The sequence below is a fragment of the Methanolinea sp. genome (assembly GCA_030055515.1).
Lineage (GTDB): Archaea > Halobacteriota > Methanomicrobia > Methanomicrobiales > Methanospirillaceae > Methanolinea_A.
On sequence record JASFYI010000001.1, the window covers coordinates 752,485 to 774,038 of the forward strand.

The following is a 21,554-nucleotide window of genomic DNA, read 5'->3' on the forward strand; positions in this document are numbered from 1 at the left end:
GCCGGGCGCGATGCAACAGGTTTATCTTATTCTACTCTTATGAGACATAATATGGACCCGCGGGGTGCTGCCGGGGGACCAGGGGGAGAATGACTGCCTGTGGGGATACCATGAGACACCCTTTCGTTTCTGTCCGAAACCTCTCAATGGAATACTCGGGGAAGAAGATCCTCGACGACGTCTCCTTCGAGATCTACGAGGGCGAGACCATCGGGATCATCGGGCGCAGCGGCGCGGGCAAGAGCGTGCTCATCCACCTCCTGCGGGGCGTGGAGGACCCCCCCACCGGGGGATCGATAATATACCACGTGAGCGAGTGCCCCGGCTGCACCTACATCGGAAAAAAGAGCGATGCCGGCACCGCATGCCCCCGGTGCGGCAGCATCCTCGAGGGTGCCGACGTCGACTTCTGGAACCCGGATAACGAGGCGAAGAAGAGCCTCATCATGCGCCGCACCGCCATCATGTTCCAGAGGACGTTTGCCCTGTACGGGGACGACCGGGTCATCGAGAACGTCCTGCGTGCCCTCGACGACGTCGGGTACGGCGATGGCGCGATCTCCCGGGCCGCGGACCTCCTCGACAGGGTCCGCCTCTCCCACCGGATGATGCACATCGCGCGCGACCTCTCGGGCGGCGAGAAGCAGAGGGTCGTCCTCGCCCGGCAACTCGCGCGCGAACCGCTCCTCCTCTTCGCCGACGAGCCGACGGGCACGCTCGACCCCCAGACCGCGGACATCGTCCACGGGATGCTCCGCTCCGCGTCGCAAGAGACGGGGATGGGCATGGTGATCACTTCCCACTTCCCCGGCGTCATCGAGGACACCGCCTCGCGCGCGATCCTCCTCTCCGAAGGAAGGGTAGAGGAGATCGGCTCGCCGCAGGATGTCATCGGGAGGTTCCTGCAGGATTCGGAGGGGGACGAGGCAGAACCTCCCGCCGCGTTCGGGGAGGAGGTGCTCGTCGCGCGGGACATCGCCAAGCGGTACATGTCCGCAGACAGGGGGCTCATCCGGGCCGTGAACGGTGTCTCCTTCAGCGTGAAACAGGGGGAGATATTCGGGATCGTGGGGAAGAGCGGGGCGGGCAAGACGACGCTCTCCCGCATCATCGCCGGGCTCGTCGAGCCGACAGAGGGCGAGATGAACTTCCGCGTCGGGGACGAGTGGATCGACATGACGAGGCCGGGGATCGAGAACCGCGGGAGGGCGAGGGGATACATCGGGTTCCTCCACCAGGAGTACGACCTCTACCCCCACAGGACAGTCCTCGACAACCTCACCGACGCGATAGGGCTTGAATTCCCCAAGGAGCTCTCGGTCCGGAAGGCGAAGCTGACCCTCGCGATGGCCGGTTTCTCCGAGGAGAGGGGGGAGGAGATCCTCTCGCGATACCCCGACCAGCTCTCGGCGGGGGAGAAACACAGGGTGGCCCTCGCCCAGGTCCTCATCCGCGAGCCGCGGATGGTGATCCTCGACGAGCCGACGGGGACGATGGACCCGCTCACGAAGAGGGACGTCGCGCACTCCATCCTCCACGCCCGCAAGGAGATGGACCAGACCTTCATCGTGGTCTCCCACGACATGAACTTCGTGAGGGAGATCTGCGACAGGGTCGCGTGGATGAGAGGGGGCAAGATCGTCGCCGTGGGGACCGTCCCGGAAGTTTTCGGGATGATGCCCCCAGAGGAGCGGGGCACCGCCGGGCACGCGGTTGCCCCAAAGCAGGCGGCCTAGGGACGCGGGATAAGTCCCGCGGGGTTACGCACTTTCTCCCCATTCCCGTGTCATTTCCGGGATAGAGCCCTTTTCCTGCCGCGGATTCGTGAAAATACCCTTATTATCCATGGCAGATAACCTGAATGGCTGAAGTCCGATGACCGAGATCCCGCGGGAAGAATACCTCCATAAGTGCACGTCGGCGTGTGCCGGGTGCAGCGACTCCCTCGCGCTCCGCTACGTGCTGAAGGCCGCGGGGCCCGACACCATCCTCGTCGTGCCCGCGTGCTGCACGAGCGTGATCCAGGGGATATATCCAAACACCGCGTTCAAGGTCCCCGTCTACAACGTGGCGTTCGCCGCGGCCGCCGCGTGCGCGTCGGGGATGAGCGCGGCGCTCCGGGCGATGGGGAAGAAGACGAACGTGATAGTCTACGCCGGCGACGGCGGGACCGTCGACATAGGGATCCAGGCGCTCTCGGGCGCCTTCGAGAGGGGCACCGATTTCCTGTACATCTGCTACGACAACGAGGCATACGGGAACACGGGGATGCAGCGCTCGGGGGCAACGCCCGTCGGTGCCCGGACGACGACGACTCCCGCGGGCAAGGCCCAGAAGAAGAAGGACATCGACGCGATAGTGGCGGCCCACGATCCCCCCTACATGGCGACCGCCTGCGCGGCCTACCCAAAGGACCTCTTCTCAAAGGTGAAGAAGGCCCTCTCCTACCGCGGGCCGACGTTCATCCACATCCTCTCCCCGTGCCCGCCGGGGTGGCGGTTCCCCGCGGAGAAGACCGTGGAGATGGGCAAGCTCGCCGTCCGGACGGGGATGTGGATCCTGTACGAGCGCGAGCAGGGGAAGGTAACGATAAACGGGCCCTCGAAGGCCGCGATGGTCCGGCCCCTCCCCGTCGAGGAGTACCTCCGCGCGCAGGGCAGGTTCCGGGGGATCAGCAGCGAGGCTGTCGCCCGGATGGTGGCAGACGCGAGGGCGCTCGCGGAGCGCCTCAAGAAGGAGGAAGAGGGGACATGCTGACCGTCGCGACCGGGAACAAGGCCGTCGCCGCCGCGGTGAAGGAGGCGAGACCGACGGTCGTCGCCGCGTACCCCATCACGCCCCAGACCGAGATCGTCGAGCAGATCGCCGAGTACGTCTCGTCCGGGGAACTCGACACGAGGTACATCCCCGTCGAGAGCGAGCACTCGGCGATGGCAGCCTGCATCGGCGCGAGCGTGACCGGGGCACGGGCGTTCACGGCGACGAGCTCCCACGGCCTCCACTACATGCACGAGATGGTCAACTGGGCCGCGGGCGCACGCCTCCCCATCGTCATGGCGAACGTGAACAGGGCCGTGGGGCCTGGGTGGAACATCTGGGCCGACCACACCGACGCGCTCCAGGAGAGGGACACGGGCTGGCTGCAGGTCTACGTGGGATCCGTGCAGGAGGCGTACGACGCGGTCCTGATGGCGTTCTGCATCGCGGAGGACGAGCGCGTCCTCCTCCCCGTGATGGTGAACCTCGACGGCTTCCTCCTCTCCCACACGATGCAGCCCCTCGAGATGAACCCTGCCGGCGACTTCATCCCTCCCCTCCGCCTCCCGCACGAAATCGATCCCGGAAACCCGGGGGGCTACGGGACCCTCACGGGGCCCGACGACTACTTCAAGTTCCGCTGGGACATCGAACGGTCCATGAGGGACTCTGTCGCGGTGATACGGGAGACCGAGGACCGGTTCTTCGCGAGATTCGGGAGGAGGTACGGGATGGTCGAGGAGTACAGGTGCGACGACGCCGAGGTCGTCGTCGTCGCGATGGGGACCCTCGGGAAGGAGGCAGAGGTCGCAGTCGACCTCCTCCGGCAGGAGGGGGTACGCGCGGGGAGCATGCGGGTGAGGTGGTTCCGGCCGTTCCCGCGGCTCGACCTCTCGGGCCGGGACGTCGTGGTGGTCGACCGCGATTACTCGTTCGGGTTCGGGGGGATCCTCGCCCGGAGCATCGCTGCCACGACGGGTGCGCGGCCGTTCTCGGTGATCGCGGGGCTCGGGGGGCAGGAGGTCAGCTACGAGGACATCGCGGGATTCGTGAGGGACAGGCGGCCCGGCGAGGAGACGTGGTTCGGGGTGACCGGCGATGTTTGAGGTCCGGATCCACTCCCGGGGCGGGCAGGGAGGTGTCACCGCCGCGCGCCTCCTCGCGCTCGCCGCGGTCAGGGACGGGAAGTACGCGACGGCGTTCCCGTTCTACGGGGCGGAACGGCGCGGGGCTCCGGTCGTCTCGTTCGTCCGGATCGACGAATCGCCCATCCGGGTCGCGAGCCAGATCAGGAGGCCCGACCTCGTCATCGTGCTCGACCCCTCCGTGATGGACGTCGTCGACGTGCTCCAGGGGCTGAAGCAGGGGGGCTCCGTCCTCGTGAACGCGAGGGAACACCGTGTCCTCGGGAACTACAGGACGTTCTCGGTAGACCTGACCGGGATCGCGCTGCGCGAGGGGCTCGAGGTCGCAGGGAGTCCCATCCTCAACACGCCGGTCCTCGGCGCGCTCGCGCGGATGGGGATCGTCACGATGGAATCGGCGAAGTCGGCGATCCGCGAGATGTTCCCCGACCCGCGGAACGTCTCGGCCGCCGAGGCGGCCTACAGGGAGCTGGTCTCATGATGGAGAGGAAGCGCCTCGCAATCAGCCGGCCGGTGAGCGGCGCCTGCGGCAAAACAGGGTCCTGGCGCGTATTCCGCCCGCGGGTCGACCGGGAGAAGTGCAATGCCTGCGGGATCTGCGCGATGTACTGCCCTGACGCGGCGATAGACGAGAACCTCGAGATCGACTACGCCTTCTGCAAGGGCTGCGGCATCTGCGCGAACGAGTGCCCAAAGAAGGCCATCACCATGGAGAGGGAAGAGAAGTAGCCGGGCCCCTTCGAAAAAAAGGGATTCTCCTCCCCCCTCACGCCTCCCCTTCGATAGGGCACTGGGCGATGTACTCGAGGCTGAACTTGTAGAAGTGCGTGAACCCGCAGTTCCTGCAGCGGACCGTGAAGTGGTTGCACCCTATGGCGAGGTCGTGGGGACCCTCCTTCCCGCAGTTCCTGCAGGGGGCGTCCGCAACGAGCGTCCAGAGGTCGTAGCACCCTATCCTCGTGTAACTCCCCGGCCTGCTCACGTCCTGAATGCGGGGGACGAAGATCCGTGTCGCACCGCAGTTCCCGCAGATGACCTGGGCCTGGTACGGCACTGCCTTGATGACCTGGTCGGCATCTTTCCCGCAGTGGTAGCACGTCGTCCGGTAGCGCGTGAAGATGAACCGGTCCTGCATGGTGTGAGTATCGGCAGCCGCGGATATAATTCTCCCCGAGGGATCCTCCCCGGGGTGGTCGGGGAAGTGAAGCGAAAAAAGGGTAGAGATTGGGGGGTTTCCGGATCAGAACTCGCCCATGTCGCCGCCGGCACCGCCCGACTCGCCGCCGGGACCACCCTTCGGGCCGCCTGCCGGGGGTGCAGCCTTGGACGCGGCGATCACGTCATCGATCCGGAGGATCATCGTCGCGGCCTCCGCGGCGCTCGCGATCGCCTGGGTCTTGACCTTGAGCGGTTCGACGACACCAGCCTTGAGCATGTCCTCTGCCTTGCCCTCGAACACGTTCAGGCCGTAAGTCTTCTTCCCCTTCTCGTGCGCGGCGCGGAGCTCGACGAGCATGTCGATCGGGTCGAGGCCCGCGTTCTCGGCGAGCGTCCGCGGGATGATCTCGAGCGCGTTTGCGAAAGCCTCGATCGCGAGCTGGGCACGGCCCCCGACGCTCGCGGCGTAGTCGCGCAGCCGCAGGGAGAGCTCGATCTCGGGGGCGCCGCCACCCGCGACGAGCTTCTTGTCCTCGTACACGACGGAGACGACGCGGAGCGCGTCCTCGATGGCACGCTCGAGCTCGTCGACGACGTGCTCGGTCCCGCCGCGGACCATGATAGTGACGGCCTTCGGATTCTTGCAGCCCTCGACGAAGATCATCTCCTCACCGGAGACCTTCCGCTCCTCGACGGTGCCCGCGTACCCGAGCTCGTCCTTCGAGATCGCGTCGATGCTCGAGACCATGCTCCCGCCGGTCGCGCGCACGAGCTTCTCCATGTCGCTCTTCTTGACGCGGCGGACCGCGAGGATGCCCGCCTTCGCGAGGTAGTGCTGGGCGATGTCATCGATCCCCTTCTGGCAGAAGAGGACGTTTGCCCCGGAGGCGACGATCTTGTCGACGATGCTCTTGATCATCCGCTCCTCCTCGTCGAGGAACGCCTGGAGCTGGTCGGGGCTCGTGATGTTGATCTCGGCATCGACCTCTGTCTTCTTGAACTCGACGGGCGCGTTGAGGAGGAGGATCTTCGCGTCTGTCACCTTCTTGGGCATGCCGGGGTGGACCCTCTCCTTGTCGATGACGATCCCCTCGATGATCTCGCAGTCATCGATGGAGCCCCCGACCTTCTTCTCGACCTTGATGTAGTCCTTGTCCACGGTGCCGTCCTCGTCGGCGACCATCGTGACGGCCTTCACGACGAGGTCGCAGATCTTGTCGCGGGACCCCTCGGCGCCCTTCCCCGTCATCGCCGTCTCGGCGATCTTCTTCAGCATCGCGGTGTCGTCGGGCTTGATGGTGACCGCGATCTCCTGCAGGATCTCGTGGGCTTTCTCCGCGGCCATCCTGTACCCGTGCGCGATGACCGTGGGGTGGACATCCTGCTCGAGGAGGTCCTCTGCCCTCTTGAGGAGCTCGCCCGCGATGACGACCGCCGTCGTGGTGCCGTCCCCGACCTCGTCGTCCTGGGTCTTCGCGATCTCGACCATCATCTTGGCGGCCGGGTGCTCGATGTCCATCTCCTTGAGGATCGTGACGCCGTCGTTCGTGATCACGACGTCACCGATGGTGTCCACGAGCATCTTGTCCATTCCCTTCGGGCCGAGCGTCGTCCTGACGGCGCTCGCGACCGCCTTTGCGGCCATGATGTTCATGCCCTGTGCATCGCGCCCGCGGGTGCGCGAGCTCCCTTCCTTGAGGATCAGGATCGGTTGTCCTCCGAGTTGCTGTGCCATAGTATTCACCACGTGTCGCGATAAAATTGGTTTGTGGTTCTATATAAAAATTGTTATTTGCAGACGAGGTCTATCAGTTCTTCCCCGTCCCTCACGCGCCGCAGGCGCCGTTCCCCGATGAGGACGGTCCTGCCGATCTTGCCCTGTTTCTCGTAGTCGGTGAGCACGCACATGGCGTGCATCCCCGCTACCTGCGATATGTTCCCTATCAGTGCCGCGCGCTTGACGACCTTCTGGGACGAGCCGTACCCGGCGAGGATGGACTCGTCCGATATCTCAATGAGTGCCTGGAAGGGGGCCCTGCGCATCGCGTGCAGCCGCACCCCTATCCTCTCGAGGAACCCCATCGGCGTCTCTTCCGGCCTCTCCTCGACCGGGGGGAATATCGACTTGTACGAGAGGAGGTTGATCGCCTGCACGAGCGGGGCATCGAAGATCTCCTCGATCTTCTGGGCTATCTCGAGCGTCGTACCCATCCCGCTCTCGTACTTGGAGATCGTCCTACGCGAGACGCCGAGCATCGAGCCGAGATCCCCGAGGGAGAGGTTCCGCTTCTCTCGCAGCTCGCGGAGGACCTCGCCGTTGATGTTCACGTAGAGCCCACCGGGGGACGCGTACACGAGGGGGGGGATACCCTCGACGAACGCGTCGTAGAGGGTCGGGACGCTGATCGCGTAGATCCCGTAGCGGATGTAGACCGCCCCCCTCTCGAGCTCGGCGTCGCGCGCCCTCTCGCCGACTATCAGGGGCGACCCTTTCAGGTACCGCGCGACGTGGTCGAGGTCCCGGGCGATCTCCTCGCTCACGCTGTCGATGTGGGTGACTGCCTTGATGACGAGGATCACGTTCTTCTTCCGGGCCACGATGTCGAAGCTCCGCGGCCTCATGCTGAACTTCTCCGAGACCCGGAATCCCCCCATGATGAGGACCGTCGTGATGCTCGAGAGGAGTCGTTCCTGCGACATCCCACCTACGAATGGATTTTCGCTCCCATGTATAAAAATACTCAGGTGGGTGGATGTTCCGGATCGGGATCGACGACACGGATTCCCCGGAGGGGATGTGCACGACGTACCTCTGCGCCGTGCTCGCACGGCGCCTCGCACGCGCGGGGATCCGCGTGCTCGAGACGCGCCTCGTGCGGCTGAACCCCAACGTGCGGGAAAAGACCCGGGGGAACGCCGCGGTGTGCCTCGCGTGCGAGGGGTCGCTCCGCGTCGCGTTCCACCTCGCCTGCGGGACCGTGGAAGAGCTCGCGGAGATGTCCCACGAGGGCACCCACCCCGGGGTCGCCGCGTGCGCGCAGGTCCCGCCACCGGACTTTTACCAAAAGGCCGTGAGGGGTTTCTGCACGCTCCCCGAGGCGGTCTCCCTCCTCGAGGCCTCGGGGGCCGTCTACCGTGGCTACAAGGAGGGGCGCGGCCTCATCGGTGCGACGGCAGCGCTCTGCAGCCACTTCGATGACTCCACCTACGAGCTCCTCGTCTACAGGAAGCGGTCGCGGTTCGGGACGCCGCGCTCCGTCGACCGACAGAGCCTCTTTGACGCGGACGCCGCGACGTTTCCCCACACGTGGGACACCGTCGACAGGGAGAACGATGTGGTCGTCTGCGTCCCCCACACGCCCGACCCCGTCCTCTACGGGATACGGGGGGAGCGGCCGGGGTGGCTTGCGCTCGCGAGGGAGAAGGTGATCTCCGAGGCCCCCGCCTGCGAGCAGCTCTTCGTGACGAACCAGGGCACCGACGCCCACATCGTGCCGGGCAGGATCGGGCAGCTCGAGGAGGGCCATTCCTACATTGTGGGGGGGACCGTCCACGCCCCCCCGCGCACTATCCGCGGGGGGCACGTCTGCCTCCCTCTCACCGACGGGAGGGAGGTCCTCTCCTGCATGGCCTACGAGCCGACGAAGGGATTCCGCGAGATCGTCCGCGCGCTCGCCCCCGGAGACAGGGTGAGGGCCGCGGGCAGCTACAAGGGGGGGAGCCTCAACCTCGAGAAGCTCGAGGTCGTCGCCGCGCCGCCCCTCCGTCTCCTCCGGCCGCCCCTCTGCGAGAGGTGCGGGAAGCGGATGACGAGCGCGGGCCGGGACAAGGGGTACAAGTGCCGGAAGTGCGGGGGGAGGAAGGGTGCACCGGAGGAGGTGACCGTCCCCCGCCGGGTATCGCCCGGGTGGTACGAGGTCCCGCCGTGTGCCCGCCGCCACCTCGCACGGCCCCTCTGCAGGGGCGTCCGGGAGGATTTCCTCCGCGTCGAGTGAACAGTGCTGCAACTCTTTTTTCCCGCGCGGGTGCGCGCTTGCCCCGGAGCAGAATCCCGGAAGCGCGGTGCTGCCAAAGACTATCTCCCGTCCCCGCCATACACTCCTCCAGATGGAGTGCGGGGATCCTGTCGAGCAGGTGGTGATCCGGCCCGGCATGACGGTCGGGGAACTCGTCGCCGCGATGGGCAGGGCAGGGGCGTACAACGGGGGTGCCCTCGCGCGTGCCGCCGAGATCTGCGAGGCGATGGCGAGGGACGAGAGGGTGACGCTGTTCTTCGGTCTCGCGGGGGCCATGGTCCCGGCCGGAATGGGCCGGATCGTGAGTGACCTCGTCGACTGCGGCCTCGTGGACGTGCTCGTCATGACGGGCGCAAACATCACCCACGACATCATCGAGGCCATCGGGTGCAGGCACTACCACGGGACCGCCTCGTGCGCCGACACTGCCCTCCGGGAGGCGGAGATCAACAGGATCTACGACGTCTTCCTCCCGAACGAGGCCTTTGCCCGTTTCGAGGAGTTCATGCAGGAGAGGTTTTCTTCCCTCTCCCCGGACGCCCCCCTCCCCGTCCGGCAGTTCCTCGCGGAGGTGGGGTCCAAGCTCCCCTCGGGCATCCTCTCGTCGGCGGCCCGGCGGGGCGTCCCCGTCTTCTGCCCCGCCCTCGCCGACTCCATGGTGGGCCTCCAGCACTGGCTCTCCACCCAGACGTCCCGCCCCCTCCTCGACGGATTCTCGGACATGAAGGATTTCCTCTCGATCTGCCTTGGGTGCGAGTCGGCGGGGGCGCTCCTCGTCGGGGGAGGGGTGCCGAAGAACTTCATCCTCCAGGGGATGCTGATGGCGCCGCGGGGATTCTCGTACGCGGTCCAGCTCACGGGGGACCGCCCCGACCTCGGGGGGCTCTCGGGCGCGACGCTCGACGAGGCCCGCTCGTGGGGGAAGGTCGCGCCGGACGCAAGGACCGTCACCGTCTACGGGGACGCGACGATCACGCTCCCCCTCCTCGTCGCGGCGGTACGGGAGAGGCTCGGGGTATGACTGACCTCGTGCTTGCCCTCGACGTGACCGACCCTGCCGCGGCAGTCGCGGTCGCGGAGGCCTGCGCCCCGCACATCGACGCGGTGAAGGTCGGCTATCCCCTCGTCCTCCGGTCGGGGCTCTCCATTGCCCGGGAACTCGCACCCCTCGGGCTGCCCCTCGTCGCCGACTTCAAGGTCGCCGACATCCCCCACACGAACCGGCTGATCGCCGAGGCCACGTTCTCCGCGGGATTCCACGGGATCATATGCCACGGGTTCTGCGGCGAGGACTCGGTCCTCGCGTGCGTCGAGGCCGCGCGCGACCACGGGGGGAAGTGCCTCGTCGTCGCCGAGATGAGCCACCCCGGCGCACTCGCGTTCTTCTCTGGAGACGTCCCGGAGAGGATTTCGCGCCTCGCAGTCTCCCTCGGCGCGGACGGGATCATCGCGCCCGCGACGCGGCCGGGGAGGGTGAGGGTCCTGCGGGAGATCGTCGGCAGCCTCCTCGTCTGGGCACCGGGCGCGGGGGCCCAGGGAGGGGACCCCTCGGCCGTCGCCCCGCTCGTCGACGGGCTCATCGTGGGAAGGCAGATCTACCAGTCCCCCGACCCGGCCGCCGAGGCGGCGAGGCTCCGGACCATCCTCCGCTGACCAGCGGTCCGCCCCGCGTGATTCCCCCCCCACGGGGGACGCGCCCGGGATCCCGCGGCAAACCCCGACCCCCGCAAACGTTTATGTGCGGCGGGACAACCGTCATGTATGCAATGGAGCGAGGAACAACTGAGAATTGCCCGGGCATACAGGTCCTTCCAGGAGATCCCCCCCGCCGAGCGGAGGTACAAGTGCCACACCTGCCACCTCGTCGTCGACGAAAACCCCTGCCCGGTCTGCGGGGATTCCCACCTCGAGATCATGTGCCCCCTCGACCACTGCCACTGCTCCCACGAGATCGTCTCGGGCATCGAGTACTGCCCGCTCTGCGATGCCCCCGTCTGCCCGGAGTGCGGGAGCCACGACGTCGTCCAAATCAGTAGGGTGACGGGGTACCTGCAGGAGGTTTCCGGCTGGAATGCGGGCAAGCAGCAGGAGCTGCGGGACCGCGTCCGGTACACCGTCGCGTGAAGGACACCGTTTTGCCCCGGTCCCGCGATCCCGTTCTCGCGCCCTGACTGCACGCCCGCCGGCCCATTGGTGAGGGGGGATTTCCGGTGTCCAGATCCCCCTTGGGGTATTCCTTCCCTCGGAGCGGGGGAAATTCGATTCCGGAAGATCCCCAAAGGTATTTCTGAAGCAGGCCGAATACGTATAGCCTGATCAGGATGCCAAGCTCCCCCCTCCATCCGATCCGCCGGACGGCTGCCGCGGCCGCGGTCGCGCTTTCATTGCCAAATGAAGATCCTCGCGCCGGTTCAGGGCGCTCCCCGCCATGAGGTACTACATCCGTTCCGGCACCCTCTTCCTCCGCGGGCACTTCCGCGCCGCGGGGACGGGCATTCCCGGCGGACTCTCGAATGTTTCGACCATCGTCGTGCACGGGCCGCCACGGGAGGGGGAGTGTGGTGACCTTCCCCGCGTCCTCGAGGGGGTCGTGAGGAGGGAGGGGCTCCCCCCCGCGTTCTTCGGGGTCTTCTCAGGGGAGCCTGTCTCCCGCTCCTGCATCCTCCACTACGACTCTCTCGCGGCCTTCGTGTTCCCCGGGCCGGGGACCGCGCCGGGCGGGGGTCTCACCCTCGTGATCTACTCGTCGGAGGGGCTGAGCGACGCTGCGCTCCTCTCCGCGCTGGTGACCGCGGCAGCGGCGCACGCGGCCGAGCGGTACCAGGCGGGGTGCCCCGGGGATCTCCCGCGCGACACCATCGTCGTCGCCTGCGAGGGTGACGTCGTCCATGCCGATGCCTCCCCCGCCTCCGTGCTCGGCTCGCGGATCGCAGAGGCGGTCCGCTTCGGGGCGAGGACCCTGCGGGAGGGGGGAGTGCGCGGGGGAAAGGAGAGACCGCGCTTCTTCATCTACAGCAGGTACCAGGGGGACCACTGGGCGGAGTGGGTGCCCGAGGAGTGCCCGTACTACCCCTGCCATTTCCCCGGGCAGAGGTGCGACTTCTGCTACTGCCCGTTCTATCCCTGCGGGGACGAGACCCTCGGGCAGTGGGTGACGAGCGGGACGAAGAACGGCCCCGTCTGGAGCTGCAGTGACTGTACCCTCCTCCACGAGCCCGCGATCGCCGACTACCTGATCGCGCACCCCGAGGCTTCGCTCCGGGAGCTGAAGGCAAAGAAAACGAGGGAAAGGATCTGACCTACTCTTTCCCGACACCGAGCGCCGAGAGGAGCTCGTCGAGGGGGATCCCGTGGGCCATCGCGGCCTCCCTGATCGTCTCTCCCCTCGCGATCGCGCACCCGACGCACCCCATCCCGAACTTGAACAGGATCTCTGCGGATTCCGGTTTCGCCTTCAAAAGGTCGTAGATCGTGCTGTCTGCGGTGATTCCCATGCAGTGTATATTGTGGGGCACTGGCTATTAAATATGCAACACCTGCACGTCCAGTTTCACCACCCGCCCGCATGGTTTAAATTGCCTCCGCCGCCCACCGATCACCCGGAGATGTACGAATGAATTTTTCGCAGGCCGTCGAGAGAATCTCCCAGAAAGTGGTATCCCGCGGGCACGCCGTGGAGAGAGCCGCGATAGAGTCGAGGCTCCGCCGCCTCGTGGAGGAATTCAGTGTCCCGCTCGACGAGGCGGAGAGGACTGTCACGAACGAGCTCGCACGTGAATTCTCGATCCCGGGCCTCCTGCCCGGCGGGCCGGGCGAGCCGCGGACACTCGATGCCCTCGCGCCGGGCGAGTGGGTCACCGTCGAGTGCAAGGTCGTGGCCCTCACGGCCCCGCCATCCCCCTCGGTCGCGCAGGCGGGGATCGTCGCGGACCAGACAGCGGCCGTCCGATTCGTCGCCTGGTCGCGGGCAAACGCTCCCCCCTTGAGGGAAGGGGCGTGGTACAGGATCGAGTCCGCGGTCGTGGACCAGTACAGGGGAGCCCCCAACCTCACGATCACCACCGGGACGACCGTCACCGAGATCCCGGAAAAAGGGATCATCAAGCCTGTCCTGACCCCCATCGCGTCCATCCGCCCCGGCGTCGTTTCTGTCCGCGGGAAGATGATCCAGGAGTGGGAGACGACGCACGAGCGGATCCTCCAGTCCGGCATCCTCGCGGACGAGACAGGCTCTGTCCGGTTCGTCACGTGGAAGGAGGAGGGGCGGGAGAGGCTCTCGCCCGGCGTCGTCTACACGATATTCTACGCGGTCGCCGACGAGTTCGGTGGCAGGCTCTCCCTCACCCTGAACACCGCGACCGTTGTACCCGAGGAGGGTGACATCGAGGTGAGCGTGGGGGACACCTCCTTCGAGGGCGCGCTCGTCCACATCGCGCAGGGCTCGGGGCTCATCAGGAGGTGCCCCGTGGAAGGGTGCAGCCGGGTCCTCTCCCCCACGAACTACTGCCCTGTCCACGAGATCCAGCAGAACTTCCAGTACGACCTCAGGATTAAGGGGTGGCTCGACAACGGCGAGGAGACGAAGGAGATCCTCATCCCGCGGGCCGCGACCGAGGCCCTCGTGGGGATGACGCTTGACCAGGCGCGGGAGATCGCCGAGAACACCCCGCTCGGGATGACCGAGATCTTCCTGCGGTTCCGCGACGCCCTCCTCGGCCGCTACTTCTCCTGCAGGGGGCGCGATATCGACGGGCGCCTCCTCGTCTCCTCCTGCACGCCGGTCCGGTACCGGCCGGAACGGCTGGCCGACCTCCTCAACAGGGCGGGGGGTTCCTGATGGCCCACGGGGCCGCCCCGCAATTTCCCCCGCGCAGGGAGGGGGGATTCGAGAGGGAGCCTGCCCGCAGGGTCTTTGCCGCGGAGTTGCGGGAGAGCAGGGTCCACTTCAAGGACGGGCAGGACGAGAAGAGCCCGGGATTCGTCCTCCTCCCGACAGGCGCGCGGTGCAACCGCGTCTTCATCGTCGGGACACTCACCGAGAAGAAGAAGCAGGGGGACCAGAACCTCTTCTACAGGGCGAGGGTCGTCGATCCCACGGGGACGTTCTTCGTGATGGCCGGGAGCTTCCAGCCGGAAGCCATGCAGCAGATGGCGCGCGTCGAGGTCCCCTCCTTCGTCGCCGTCGTCGGGAAACCCACGGTGTACCAGCCCCCCGACGGCGCTGCCCTCGTCTCGGTGAGGTGCGAGTCGATCACGCCGGTCGACAAGGAGACCCGGGACCAGTGGGTGCTCGACTGCGCCGCGGCGACGCTCGACCGGATCGAGAGGGGAGCCTCGACCGCGGACGGGGAGAGGGCGCGGAAGGAGTACGGGATGGACCCTGCCATCTTCAGGAGGATGGTGTACGATGCCCTCGCCCAGCTCCGGCTCTGATCCCCGCGGCAATGTTTATTATCCCCCTTCCACGGATACGATTCACTTGGTGATCGTGGGATGAAAGACGAGGAACTCCAGGAGCTGATCAAGAACATCGACTTGAAGACCCTGAAGGAAGCCGCCAAGAACGCGGGGATCAAGCCAGGCCGCTGCCCGACGAAGATCTCGATCGCGAAGATGCTCCCCGAGGAGACCCTCCGGAAGCTCGCGGGCAAGTGAGGCTCACGCGCGGGATCCCGGCCCGAGGGGGCTTGTGGGTGACCGGGATGGGTACCGGCCCCCTATGTCTCCCGAAAGACCCCTTTCTCCCGTTCTCTCCCCGCCCGCTTCCTCCCGCGCGGAGCCGGGGAAAAGAAGATTTAAGAGTGTCCCGTGCGCCCCTTCGCGCGGGTGTACGCGTCCCACGCCTCGAGGACTTCCCTCCCCTCCACGAACACGAGCCCGTTTCTCCTCGCGTACTCCCTCGCGGGCTCCTTGCCGAGCGCGAGCCCCGTCGCGTCGTCGAGCATCTCGCAGATGGTGACCGCGGGCGGGATCCCTGCCATCACGGCGAGCGCGATCGAGAGTTCCGTCTGCCCGCGCCGCCGCGAGAGGAGCCCGTCTGCCGCCCGCAGGATCGCGACGTGCCCGGGGGACCGAAAGTCAGCGAAGAAATCGGCGCCCCCGCCGTTGAGGGACTTCTTCACGTGGTACGCGATCGCGTTGATCGTGAGCGCGCGGTCCCTGTCGGTGATCCCCGTGTACGTGTCCCTGTGGTTGACCCAGAGCGAGAAGGAGGACCGGTTCTCCCGGTCGTACGGCACCTCGCCGTTGAGGCGCGCGAGGTGCGGGTCGCGCGAGAGGAGGTCTGACGCGAAGGGGAGGCCCATCGCGCGGGCCGCGTCCGGGTGGACCGCGGTGCAAATGAGGCCGCCGCCGTCCCTCCGCATCCGGGCGACGTGCGCGGGCCCGACCGCGTCGGCCCGAATCGCGAAGTCCGTCTCCCCTTCCCTCTCGTCGAAATCATAGAGCAGGATGAACTGCCCCTCCCGGAGCGCCCTCAGCGCGTCTCGGATCACTTCTCCACCTCCACTTCGATCTCGTCCCCGTCCTCTATGCCGAGTGCCTCGCGGAGACCTACCGCCGCCACGATCTCGAGGATGTCGGCCGGGTAGTGGGTCCTCCCCGGGACGACGATCGCGCAGTCCGTTCCCCTCACCCTGCAGGGGAGGCAGCGTGCAGGCCCAAAGGTCCTCTCGTCCGCGACGAACCCCTCGATGAGGATCCACTCGAGGGCGTCGAGCTTCTTGCGCACCGGGAGGGACCGCGGGTCGAGCCTCACGTTCAGGGTGCCCGGGTAGGGGACGAACCCGAGATGGCGGCGGAACTGCACCCTGTACGGCTCGAGGCTCATGTAGTACCTCCCCTCGCCGAGGCCCGTGATCACCCTGCCCCTGAGCGTGTACCCCCCGTGGTCCCCGCCGAATATCCTGCAGTACTCCTCGTACTCCCTCCTGAGGACTTCCTCTCCCGCCGGCGTGACCACGACGTCCTGTCCCTCGGGGGTGAGCGTCCTCTCGACGAGCTTCTGCCTCTCGAGCGACTGGAGCCGGCGCGACGCCGTCTGGGGACTGATCCCGAGGGCTGCACCGAGGGACTGGGACGAGACGCGCACCGGTCCCCTGCAGCCGCCCATGCGCGCGATGGCCTTGAGGCACTGGAGGTCCTCGGGGAGGATCATCATATCAGGATTGAGATGCATACTATTTATGGATATCCGGCCGCCGCGGCACGCAGCAGATTTCGTGAAATGTCGAATGTCTATTCGTTAATTATAATACCCTCCGGTTCGCATAATGAGCCATGAAATCTGACCTGCGGAATCGCCTCGCCGAGAAGATGGCGGGCGAGATCACGCTCTCGGACTCGCCGGGGAAGGCCCTGAAGAAGTGGCGGATGAGCTTCAACATCCCCCAGGCGGTCCTCTCCGAGCACCTCGACGTCTCCCCCTCCGTGATAAGCGACTACGAGAGCGGGAGGCGCAAGAGCCCGGGGACAGCGGTCGTCGGGAAGATCGTGGACACGATCCTCGCGATCGACGAGGCGAACGGCGGGAAGTACATCCGGAAGTTCGCAAAGATCCTCTACTCCGACGTGGATGACGACGTCATCTACGACATCCACGACTACCCTTCCCCCGTTCCCCTCACGCGATTCGCAGAGCTGATAGGGTGCCAGCCTGTCTGCGGGTCGCTCTCCCAGTCGATCTACGGGTACACGGTGATCAACAGCATCAACGCGATCACGCAGCTCTCCTCGAACGAGTTCAACAGGATCTATGGGTGGAGCACGGAGAGGGCACTCATCTTCACCGATGTGACGTCGGGCAAGTCGCCCATGGTCGCGATCCGTGTGACGCCATTCAAGCCCCGGGCGGTCGTCCTCCAGGGGATAGAACCCGCACTCGTCCACCCGCTCGTCCCGAAGATGGCGGAGAAAGACAGGATCACGGTCCTCTGCACGACGATGGACGCCGAGCAGATCGTGCAGAGGCTGCGGGAGGAACAATGGTAGGGATCGTCACGTACGGGGTGTACATCCCGCGTTTCCGGATAAAGGTCGAGGAGATCGCCCGCGTGTGGGGGGCGAATGCTGAGGAGATCAAGGGGGGCCTCGGGGTCCACGCGAAGTCTGTCCCCGACCTCGACGAGGACACCGCCACCATCGCGGTCGAGGCCGCGCGCAACGCCCTCCGGAGGAGGGACATCGACCCGGCTGACATAGGCGCGGTGTACGTGGGCAGCGAGTCGCACCCCTACGCCGTCAAGCCCACGGCCTGCACCGTCGGGGAGGCGATCGGCGCGACGCCCGTCATGACCGCGGCGGACTACGAGTTTGCCTGCAAGGCGGGGACCGCCGCGATCCAGACGTGCATGGGCCTCGTCGCGAGCGGGATGATAAAATACGGGTTCGCGATCGGCGCGGACGTCGCGCAGGGCGCACCGAGCGACGCCCTCGAGTACACCGCCGCGGCGGGGGGTGCCGCGTTCCTGATTGGGGCCGGCGACCCGGTCGCAGTCATCCACGAGACGTGCTCCTTCACCACCGACACGCCCGATTTCTGGCGGAGGGAGGGGCAGGACTACCCGCGGCACGGCGGGAGGTTCACGGGGGAACCCGGGTACTTCCGGCACATCGAGGGTGCGAGCAGGCTCCTCATGGAGAAGACGGGCAAGGGACCGGGGGACTACACGTACGCGGTCTTCCACCAGCCGAACGCGAAGTTCCCCCAGAGGATCGCAAAGACGCTCGGATTCTCGCAGGACCAGATCCGGCCCGGCCTCGTCGTCCCCGAACTCGGCAACACCTACAGCGGGTCATCGATGATCGGGCTTGCCGCGACCCTCGACGAGGCGAGGCCCGGCGACACCATATTCGTCGCGTCGTTCGGGTCTGGCGCGGGCAGCGACGCGTTCGACATCGAGGTGACCGACGCGATAGAGTCGGACGCCTTCAGGAGGGGGGCGGCGCCATCGGTCCGCGCGCTCCTCGCAAACCCCGTGTACCTCGACTACGCGCTGTACGCGCGGCACAAGGGAAAGATCGTGATGCAGAAATGAGGGAGGTTGCAGTCATCGGGATAGGGTGCACGCCCTTCGGCGAGAAGTGGGGGTCGTCGTTCCGGGACCTCTTCGTGCAGGCAGGCACCCTCGCGCTCGAGGACGCGGGGATCTCCGGCGAGGAGATCGGCGCGATGTACGTCGGGAACATGAGCGCGGGCAGGTTCATCGAGCAGGAGCACATCGGGGCGCTTATCGCGGACTATTCCGGACTCGCGACGGCCCACATCCCCTCCACGAGGGTCGAGGCGGCGTGCGCCTCCGGCGGGCTCGCGTTCCGCCAGGCAGTCATCGCGGTCGCGTCGGGGATCGAGGACATCGTCGTCGCGGCGGGTGTGGAGAAGATGACGGACGTCGGGACGGGGGCGAGCGTGGATGCACTCGCGGGGGCCGCCGACAGGGAGTGGGAGGGATTCGTGGGAGCGACGTTCCCCGGCCTCTACGCGATGATCGCACACGACTACATGCACAAGTACCCCCTCACGAGGGAAGAGCTCGCGATGGTCGCCGTGAAGAACCACTACAACGGGGCGAGGAACCCGATCGCGCAGTTCTCGCAGGAGATCACGGTCGAGACGGTCCTCTCCTCCCCGCTCGTCGCGGACCCGCTCCGCCTCTTTGACTGCTCGCCGATCACGGACGGGGCCGCGGCGGTCGTGCTCGCACCGCTCGATCGCGCGCGGGAGTACACCGATACCCCCGTCCGCGTCCTCGCGAGTGCCCAGGCGAGCGACACGATCTCGCTCCACGACCGGCGCGACCTCAGCACGCTCGACGCGACGGTCGTCGCGGGGAAGAGAGCGTTCCAGATGGCGGGACTCACGCCTGCCGACATCGACCTCGTCGAGGTCCACGACTGCTTCACCATCGCGGAGATCCTCGCCATCGAGGATCTCGGGTTCTGCAGGAAGGGAGAGGCCGGGAGGCTCACGCGGGAGGGGATGACCGCGCTTGACGGAGACCTGCCGGTGAACACGTCCGGAGGTCTGAAAGCGTGCGGCCACCCCGTCGGTGCGACGGGCATCAAGCAGGTCTGGGAGGTCGTCCAGCAGCTCCGCGGCGAGGCCGGGAAGCGCCAGGTGGACGGGGCCGAGGTCGGGATGACGCACAACGTCGGGGGGACGGGCGCGACGGTCGCCGTCCACATCCTGGGGGTGTGAGGAGTGTCGTCGGTCGCACGGTTCTGGAGGAAGATCCCGCAGAGGTACAACCTCGTGGGGACACGGTGCGAGAACTGCGGGCGTTACTACTACCCGCCGCGGACGCTCTGCCCCCAGTGCCGGAGGGCGGGCAGGATCCGCGAGCACAGGTTCTCGGGGAAGGGGACGGTCGTCACCTACACGGTGATCCGCACGGCGAGCGAGCAGTTCGAGCAGATGACGCCGTACGTGCTCGCGATCGTCCAGCTCGACGAGGGGCCGCGCCTGACGGCGCAGCTCGTCTGCAGGCCCGAGGAGGCGCGGATCGGGATGCGTGTCCGGCCCGTCTTCCGCAGGATATCCGCAGACGGGGAGTCGGGCGCCATCCACTACGGGACGAAATTCGCGCCGGACACCGAGTGACGGGGAGAGGGAGTGCGCGGGAGACCCTTCTCCTCTCCTCTCACTTGTGGTAAATCCCCCACGGACTCGTGGGAGAGGGGGGAAAGGGCAGATGACCCCTGTTCCGGGCTACTTCTCCCACGCGCTCATTCCCCCGTAACCATGCATGCCAGTGGCCCTCCCTTCTATCTCCCGTCTTCCAGGCACAGGGGGGAATTTCTTTATATTCTCCCCATTCTACATCCCTCTGATGATGCCCTCTCGTGCCTGTGCCGTGCTCCTTGTCGTTCTCCTCCTCGGCGGGGTGATGACCACTGCCGACGACTGCGGGTGCGGCGGCGTCTCCGACGGACCGGACACCCCGGATCAGGGGAGCGATACCCCCGACGGGGGTGATTCCGGGGGGAACACTCCGGGAGGGGCAGGACCGGATACGGGAGGCACCGACAGCTCTTCAGCGTCGTCAACCGGCGCCTCGGGGACCCCCGCAGAATCCCTCCTCCGGGAGGCAAGGAGCCTCTTCCAGCAGGGCAGGTACACCGAGTCGCTCGCCGCGTACGAGCGGACGGTCGCCGCGGACCCCGGGTCGTTTTCGGCGTGGATGGGCAAGGGGAGCGCGGAGACTGCCCTCGGGCTGCACGAGAGCGCGCTCTCCTCCTTCGCGCAGGCCGCGCGGGTAAAGCCGGCCGACCCGGACCCGTGGGTCCGGAGGGGTGAGGTGCTGCTCGCGACCGGTGACTATGCCGCCGCGGCCGCCTCTTTCGACCGCGCGCTCCTCATCCAGCCGGGGTACGCGCCGGCGCTGGACGGGAAGGCGCGGGCTGAAGGGTTCGCCGAGAACCGTACTTCCCCGTCTCCCGCGGCAGAACCGGCGCCGGTGGAGACCGCCACACCCGCGGGGCCGCAGTCTCCCCCCACGCTGCCCCCGACACCCGCGGAGACCCCCGCGCCCCCGAGGGAGGGCCCGCTCGCGGCCGCTGCACTCGCGGTATTCGCGGCCGCCGTGCTCGCCCGCCGGCAGGGGAGGTGAGGCCCTTTTCGCCACCGGTCCCCACCCCGCGCGGGGGGCTTGCGCAGACCAGGAGTTGCAGACCGCCAGGAGTTTAAGAGAGGTTGTTTTGCATGCGCCTCAAGAACCGATTCGCTCTCGGACCGGCGCGGAAATTCCCTCAAACACACCCCGGTCAGTACCCCGCCGTTCTGCGATACTTTTCTATCTCGTCCCGGAACTCTCCGAAGTCCCCGAAGTCCTCGACGAGGAGGCACTACGCTGTCCGGTCATCTGTCGCCCCGTACCTGTGGACCAGCCTATTGCGGGATGCCTCCATCCCCCACATTCTCCGGGCCATCCCGGGCGACATGACGGGGGATTCCCCGGGGTGATCGATGACGTCCCCGTCGCGGCAGGGACACCGATGTTTCGGGCATATCATCCCCACAGGGGTGAGGGGATTTGCAGGAATCCTCCGAACCCACCCCATTCCCTCTTCTGAACCAAACCGGCTCGACGAGTCCCGGGGAGACGCGCAGGATCGTCGCCTCATGGACAGGTATCCGCTTCATGACCCGGGCTCCATGATTAAAAATTCTTCACTCTCCTCCTCCCTCCCACGGTCCACAAGGGGATCGGCACAGCCGCGATCCTACTAAAGAGGATTGGCACCTGCCACGGCCTCGCGGTCTCTTGGCTGTTTCCATATCCGCTATTCACCACAGCCGCTGCAGCGTGATGTGAAGAAATGCTCCCTCCCGAAGTGTAGCACAGCGATCGTGGAGAGGGGCACAGCGAAAGGCGCAATTATGAACGCAGGGATCCGCGGGTCGGGGAATAATACTCCATGAAAACATGGAGCGGGAAGTCGATTATTCAGGCGAAAGACCGCGCCGGCAAAGACGCGCGCC

The 21,554-nt window shown here is 66.6% G+C and carries 24 protein-coding genes; 18 read left to right on the top strand and 6 right to left on the bottom strand.

Annotation, left to right across the window (positions count from 1 at the left end):
* Nucleotides 1–110 precede the first annotated feature (110 nt).
* The 5 genes from atwA to QFX32_04070 all read left to right on the top strand — a co-directional run bounded on the left by atwA (nucleotide 111) and on the right by QFX32_04070 (nucleotide 4,631).
* Nucleotides 111–1,736, top strand: coding sequence for a methyl coenzyme M reductase system, component A2 (gene atwA, locus QFX32_04050; protein MDI9633211.1), 1,626 nt, complete (start codon nucleotides 111–113; stop codon nucleotides 1,734–1,736).
* Between the two features lie 139 nt (nucleotides 1,737–1,875).
* Entirely contained in the window at nucleotides 1,876–2,757 is an 882-nt protein-coding gene (locus QFX32_04055) for a thiamine pyrophosphate-dependent enzyme (GenBank protein ID MDI9633212.1), read from the top strand.
* Nucleotides 2,751–3,863, top strand: coding sequence for a pyruvate ferredoxin oxidoreductase (gene porA, locus QFX32_04060; protein MDI9633213.1), 1,113 nt, complete (start codon nucleotides 2,751–2,753; stop codon nucleotides 3,861–3,863). The genes QFX32_04055 and porA overlap by 7 nt, the downstream gene beginning before the upstream one ends.
* A complete protein-coding gene (locus QFX32_04065) occupies nucleotides 3,856–4,383 on the top strand; it encodes a 2-oxoacid:acceptor oxidoreductase family protein (GenBank protein MDI9633214.1) in 528 nt (175 codons plus the stop codon). The genes porA and QFX32_04065 overlap by 8 nt, the downstream gene beginning before the upstream one ends.
* Complete coding sequence (locus QFX32_04070) at nucleotides 4,380–4,631, top strand: 4Fe-4S binding protein (GenBank protein MDI9633215.1); 252 nt, start codon at nucleotides 4,380–4,382, stop codon at nucleotides 4,629–4,631. Before QFX32_04065 ends, QFX32_04070 begins: the two co-directional genes overlap by 4 nt.
* Before the next feature lie 37 nt (nucleotides 4,632–4,668).
* Here QFX32_04070 and QFX32_04075 read toward each other — a convergent pair whose 3' ends face one another.
* The 3 genes from QFX32_04075 to QFX32_04085 all read right to left on the bottom strand — a co-directional run bounded on the left by QFX32_04075 (nucleotide 4,669) and on the right by QFX32_04085 (nucleotide 7,760).
* Nucleotides 4,669–5,037, bottom strand: a complete 369-nt coding sequence (locus QFX32_04075) for a hypothetical protein (GenBank protein ID MDI9633216.1) — start codon at nucleotides 5,035–5,037, stop codon at nucleotides 4,669–4,671.
* Between the two features lie 105 nt (nucleotides 5,038–5,142).
* Nucleotides 5,143–6,795: a thermosome subunit alpha gene (thsA, locus tag QFX32_04080; protein MDI9633217.1), complete on the bottom strand. Its 1,653-nt coding sequence runs from the start codon at nucleotides 6,793–6,795 to the stop codon at nucleotides 5,143–5,145.
* 53 nt (nucleotides 6,796–6,848) lie between these two features.
* Nucleotides 6,849–7,760 (bottom strand): transcriptional regulator, encoded by a 912-nt coding sequence (locus QFX32_04085; GenBank protein ID MDI9633218.1) that lies wholly within the window; start codon nucleotides 7,758–7,760, stop codon nucleotides 6,849–6,851.
* Nucleotides 7,761–7,813: 53 nt separating this feature from the next.
* Between QFX32_04085 and QFX32_04090 the strand changes: the two genes are divergently transcribed.
* From QFX32_04090 to QFX32_04110, 5 genes are all read left to right on the top strand, one after another.
* Nucleotides 7,814–9,055 (top strand): tRNA(Ile)(2)-agmatinylcytidine synthase, encoded by a 1,242-nt coding sequence (locus tag QFX32_04090; GenBank protein MDI9633219.1) that lies wholly within the window; start codon nucleotides 7,814–7,816, stop codon nucleotides 9,053–9,055.
* 112 nt (nucleotides 9,056–9,167) lie between these two features.
* The gene (locus QFX32_04095) at nucleotides 9,168–10,097 is read left to right on the top strand and encodes a deoxyhypusine synthase (protein MDI9633220.1); all 930 of its coding nucleotides are present in this window, start codon (nucleotides 9,168–9,170) and stop codon (nucleotides 10,095–10,097) included.
* Nucleotides 10,094–10,729, top strand: a complete 636-nt coding sequence (pyrF, locus tag QFX32_04100; GenBank protein MDI9633221.1) for an orotidine-5'-phosphate decarboxylase — start codon at nucleotides 10,094–10,096, stop codon at nucleotides 10,727–10,729. Before QFX32_04095 ends, pyrF begins: the two co-directional genes overlap by 4 nt.
* A gap of 108 nt (nucleotides 10,730–10,837) precedes the next feature.
* Complete coding sequence (gene nrdD / locus QFX32_04105; protein MDI9633222.1) at nucleotides 10,838–11,200, top strand: anaerobic ribonucleoside-triphosphate reductase; 363 nt, start codon at nucleotides 10,838–10,840, stop codon at nucleotides 11,198–11,200.
* 304 nt (nucleotides 11,201–11,504) lie between these two features.
* Entirely contained in the window at nucleotides 11,505–12,374 is an 870-nt protein-coding gene (locus tag QFX32_04110; GenBank protein MDI9633223.1) for a cysteine-rich small domain-containing protein, read from the top strand.
* Between the two features lies 1 nt (nucleotide 12,375).
* On the opposite strand, the gene QFX32_04115 is transcribed toward QFX32_04110, so the two are convergent.
* Nucleotides 12,376–12,570, bottom strand: a complete 195-nt coding sequence (locus QFX32_04115) for a DUF1858 domain-containing protein (GenBank protein MDI9633224.1) — start codon at nucleotides 12,568–12,570, stop codon at nucleotides 12,376–12,378.
* Between the two features lie 119 nt (nucleotides 12,571–12,689).
* Between QFX32_04115 and QFX32_04120 the strand changes: the two genes are divergently transcribed.
* From QFX32_04120 to QFX32_04130, 3 genes are read left to right on the top strand one after another with little or no spacing between them, the layout of a single operon-like run.
* Complete coding sequence (locus QFX32_04120; protein MDI9633225.1) at nucleotides 12,690–13,913, top strand: nucleotide-binding protein; 1,224 nt, start codon at nucleotides 12,690–12,692, stop codon at nucleotides 13,911–13,913.
* Complete coding sequence (locus QFX32_04125; GenBank protein MDI9633226.1) at nucleotides 13,913–14,509, top strand: nucleic acid-binding protein; 597 nt, start codon at nucleotides 13,913–13,915, stop codon at nucleotides 14,507–14,509. The genes QFX32_04120 and QFX32_04125 overlap by 1 nt, the downstream gene beginning before the upstream one ends.
* Before the next feature lie 60 nt (nucleotides 14,510–14,569).
* The gene (locus QFX32_04130) at nucleotides 14,570–14,731 is read left to right on the top strand and encodes a hypothetical protein (protein ID MDI9633227.1); all 162 of its coding nucleotides are present in this window, start codon (nucleotides 14,570–14,572) and stop codon (nucleotides 14,729–14,731) included.
* 140 nt (nucleotides 14,732–14,871) lie between these two features.
* Here QFX32_04130 and ribB read toward each other — a convergent pair whose 3' ends face one another.
* Entirely contained in the window at nucleotides 14,872–15,570 is a 699-nt protein-coding gene (gene ribB / locus QFX32_04135) for a 3,4-dihydroxy-2-butanone-4-phosphate synthase (GenBank protein MDI9633228.1), read from the bottom strand.
* Nucleotides 15,567–16,232 carry a DUF120 domain-containing protein gene (locus QFX32_04140; protein MDI9633229.1) on the bottom strand — a complete coding sequence of 222 codons (666 nt, stop codon included), beginning with the start codon at nucleotides 16,230–16,232 and terminating at the stop codon, nucleotides 15,567–15,569. The genes ribB and QFX32_04140 overlap by 4 nt, the downstream gene beginning before the upstream one ends.
* A gap of 122 nt (nucleotides 16,233–16,354) precedes the next feature.
* Here QFX32_04140 and QFX32_04145 point away from each other — a divergent pair, with 122 nt between their 5' ends.
* From QFX32_04145 to QFX32_04165, 5 genes are all read left to right on the top strand, one after another.
* Nucleotides 16,355–17,065 carry a helix-turn-helix domain-containing protein gene (locus QFX32_04145; protein MDI9633230.1) on the top strand — a complete coding sequence of 237 codons (711 nt, stop codon included), beginning with the start codon at nucleotides 16,355–16,357 and terminating at the stop codon, nucleotides 17,063–17,065.
* Nucleotides 17,059–18,111: a hydroxymethylglutaryl-CoA synthase gene (locus tag QFX32_04150; GenBank protein ID MDI9633231.1), complete on the top strand. Its 1,053-nt coding sequence runs from the start codon at nucleotides 17,059–17,061 to the stop codon at nucleotides 18,109–18,111. The genes QFX32_04145 and QFX32_04150 overlap by 7 nt, the downstream gene beginning before the upstream one ends.
* Nucleotides 18,108–19,271 (top strand): thiolase domain-containing protein, encoded by a 1,164-nt coding sequence (locus QFX32_04155; protein ID MDI9633232.1) that lies wholly within the window; start codon nucleotides 18,108–18,110, stop codon nucleotides 19,269–19,271. Before QFX32_04150 ends, QFX32_04155 begins: the two co-directional genes overlap by 4 nt.
* Before the next feature lie 3 nt (nucleotides 19,272–19,274).
* The gene (locus QFX32_04160) at nucleotides 19,275–19,673 is read left to right on the top strand and encodes a Zn-ribbon domain-containing OB-fold protein (protein MDI9633233.1); all 399 of its coding nucleotides are present in this window, start codon (nucleotides 19,275–19,277) and stop codon (nucleotides 19,671–19,673) included.
* A 253-nt stretch (nucleotides 19,674–19,926) separates the two neighbouring features.
* Nucleotides 19,927–20,682, top strand: a complete 756-nt coding sequence (locus tag QFX32_04165) for a tetratricopeptide repeat protein (protein MDI9633234.1) — start codon at nucleotides 19,927–19,929, stop codon at nucleotides 20,680–20,682.
* Nucleotides 20,683–21,554 lie beyond the last annotated feature (872 nt).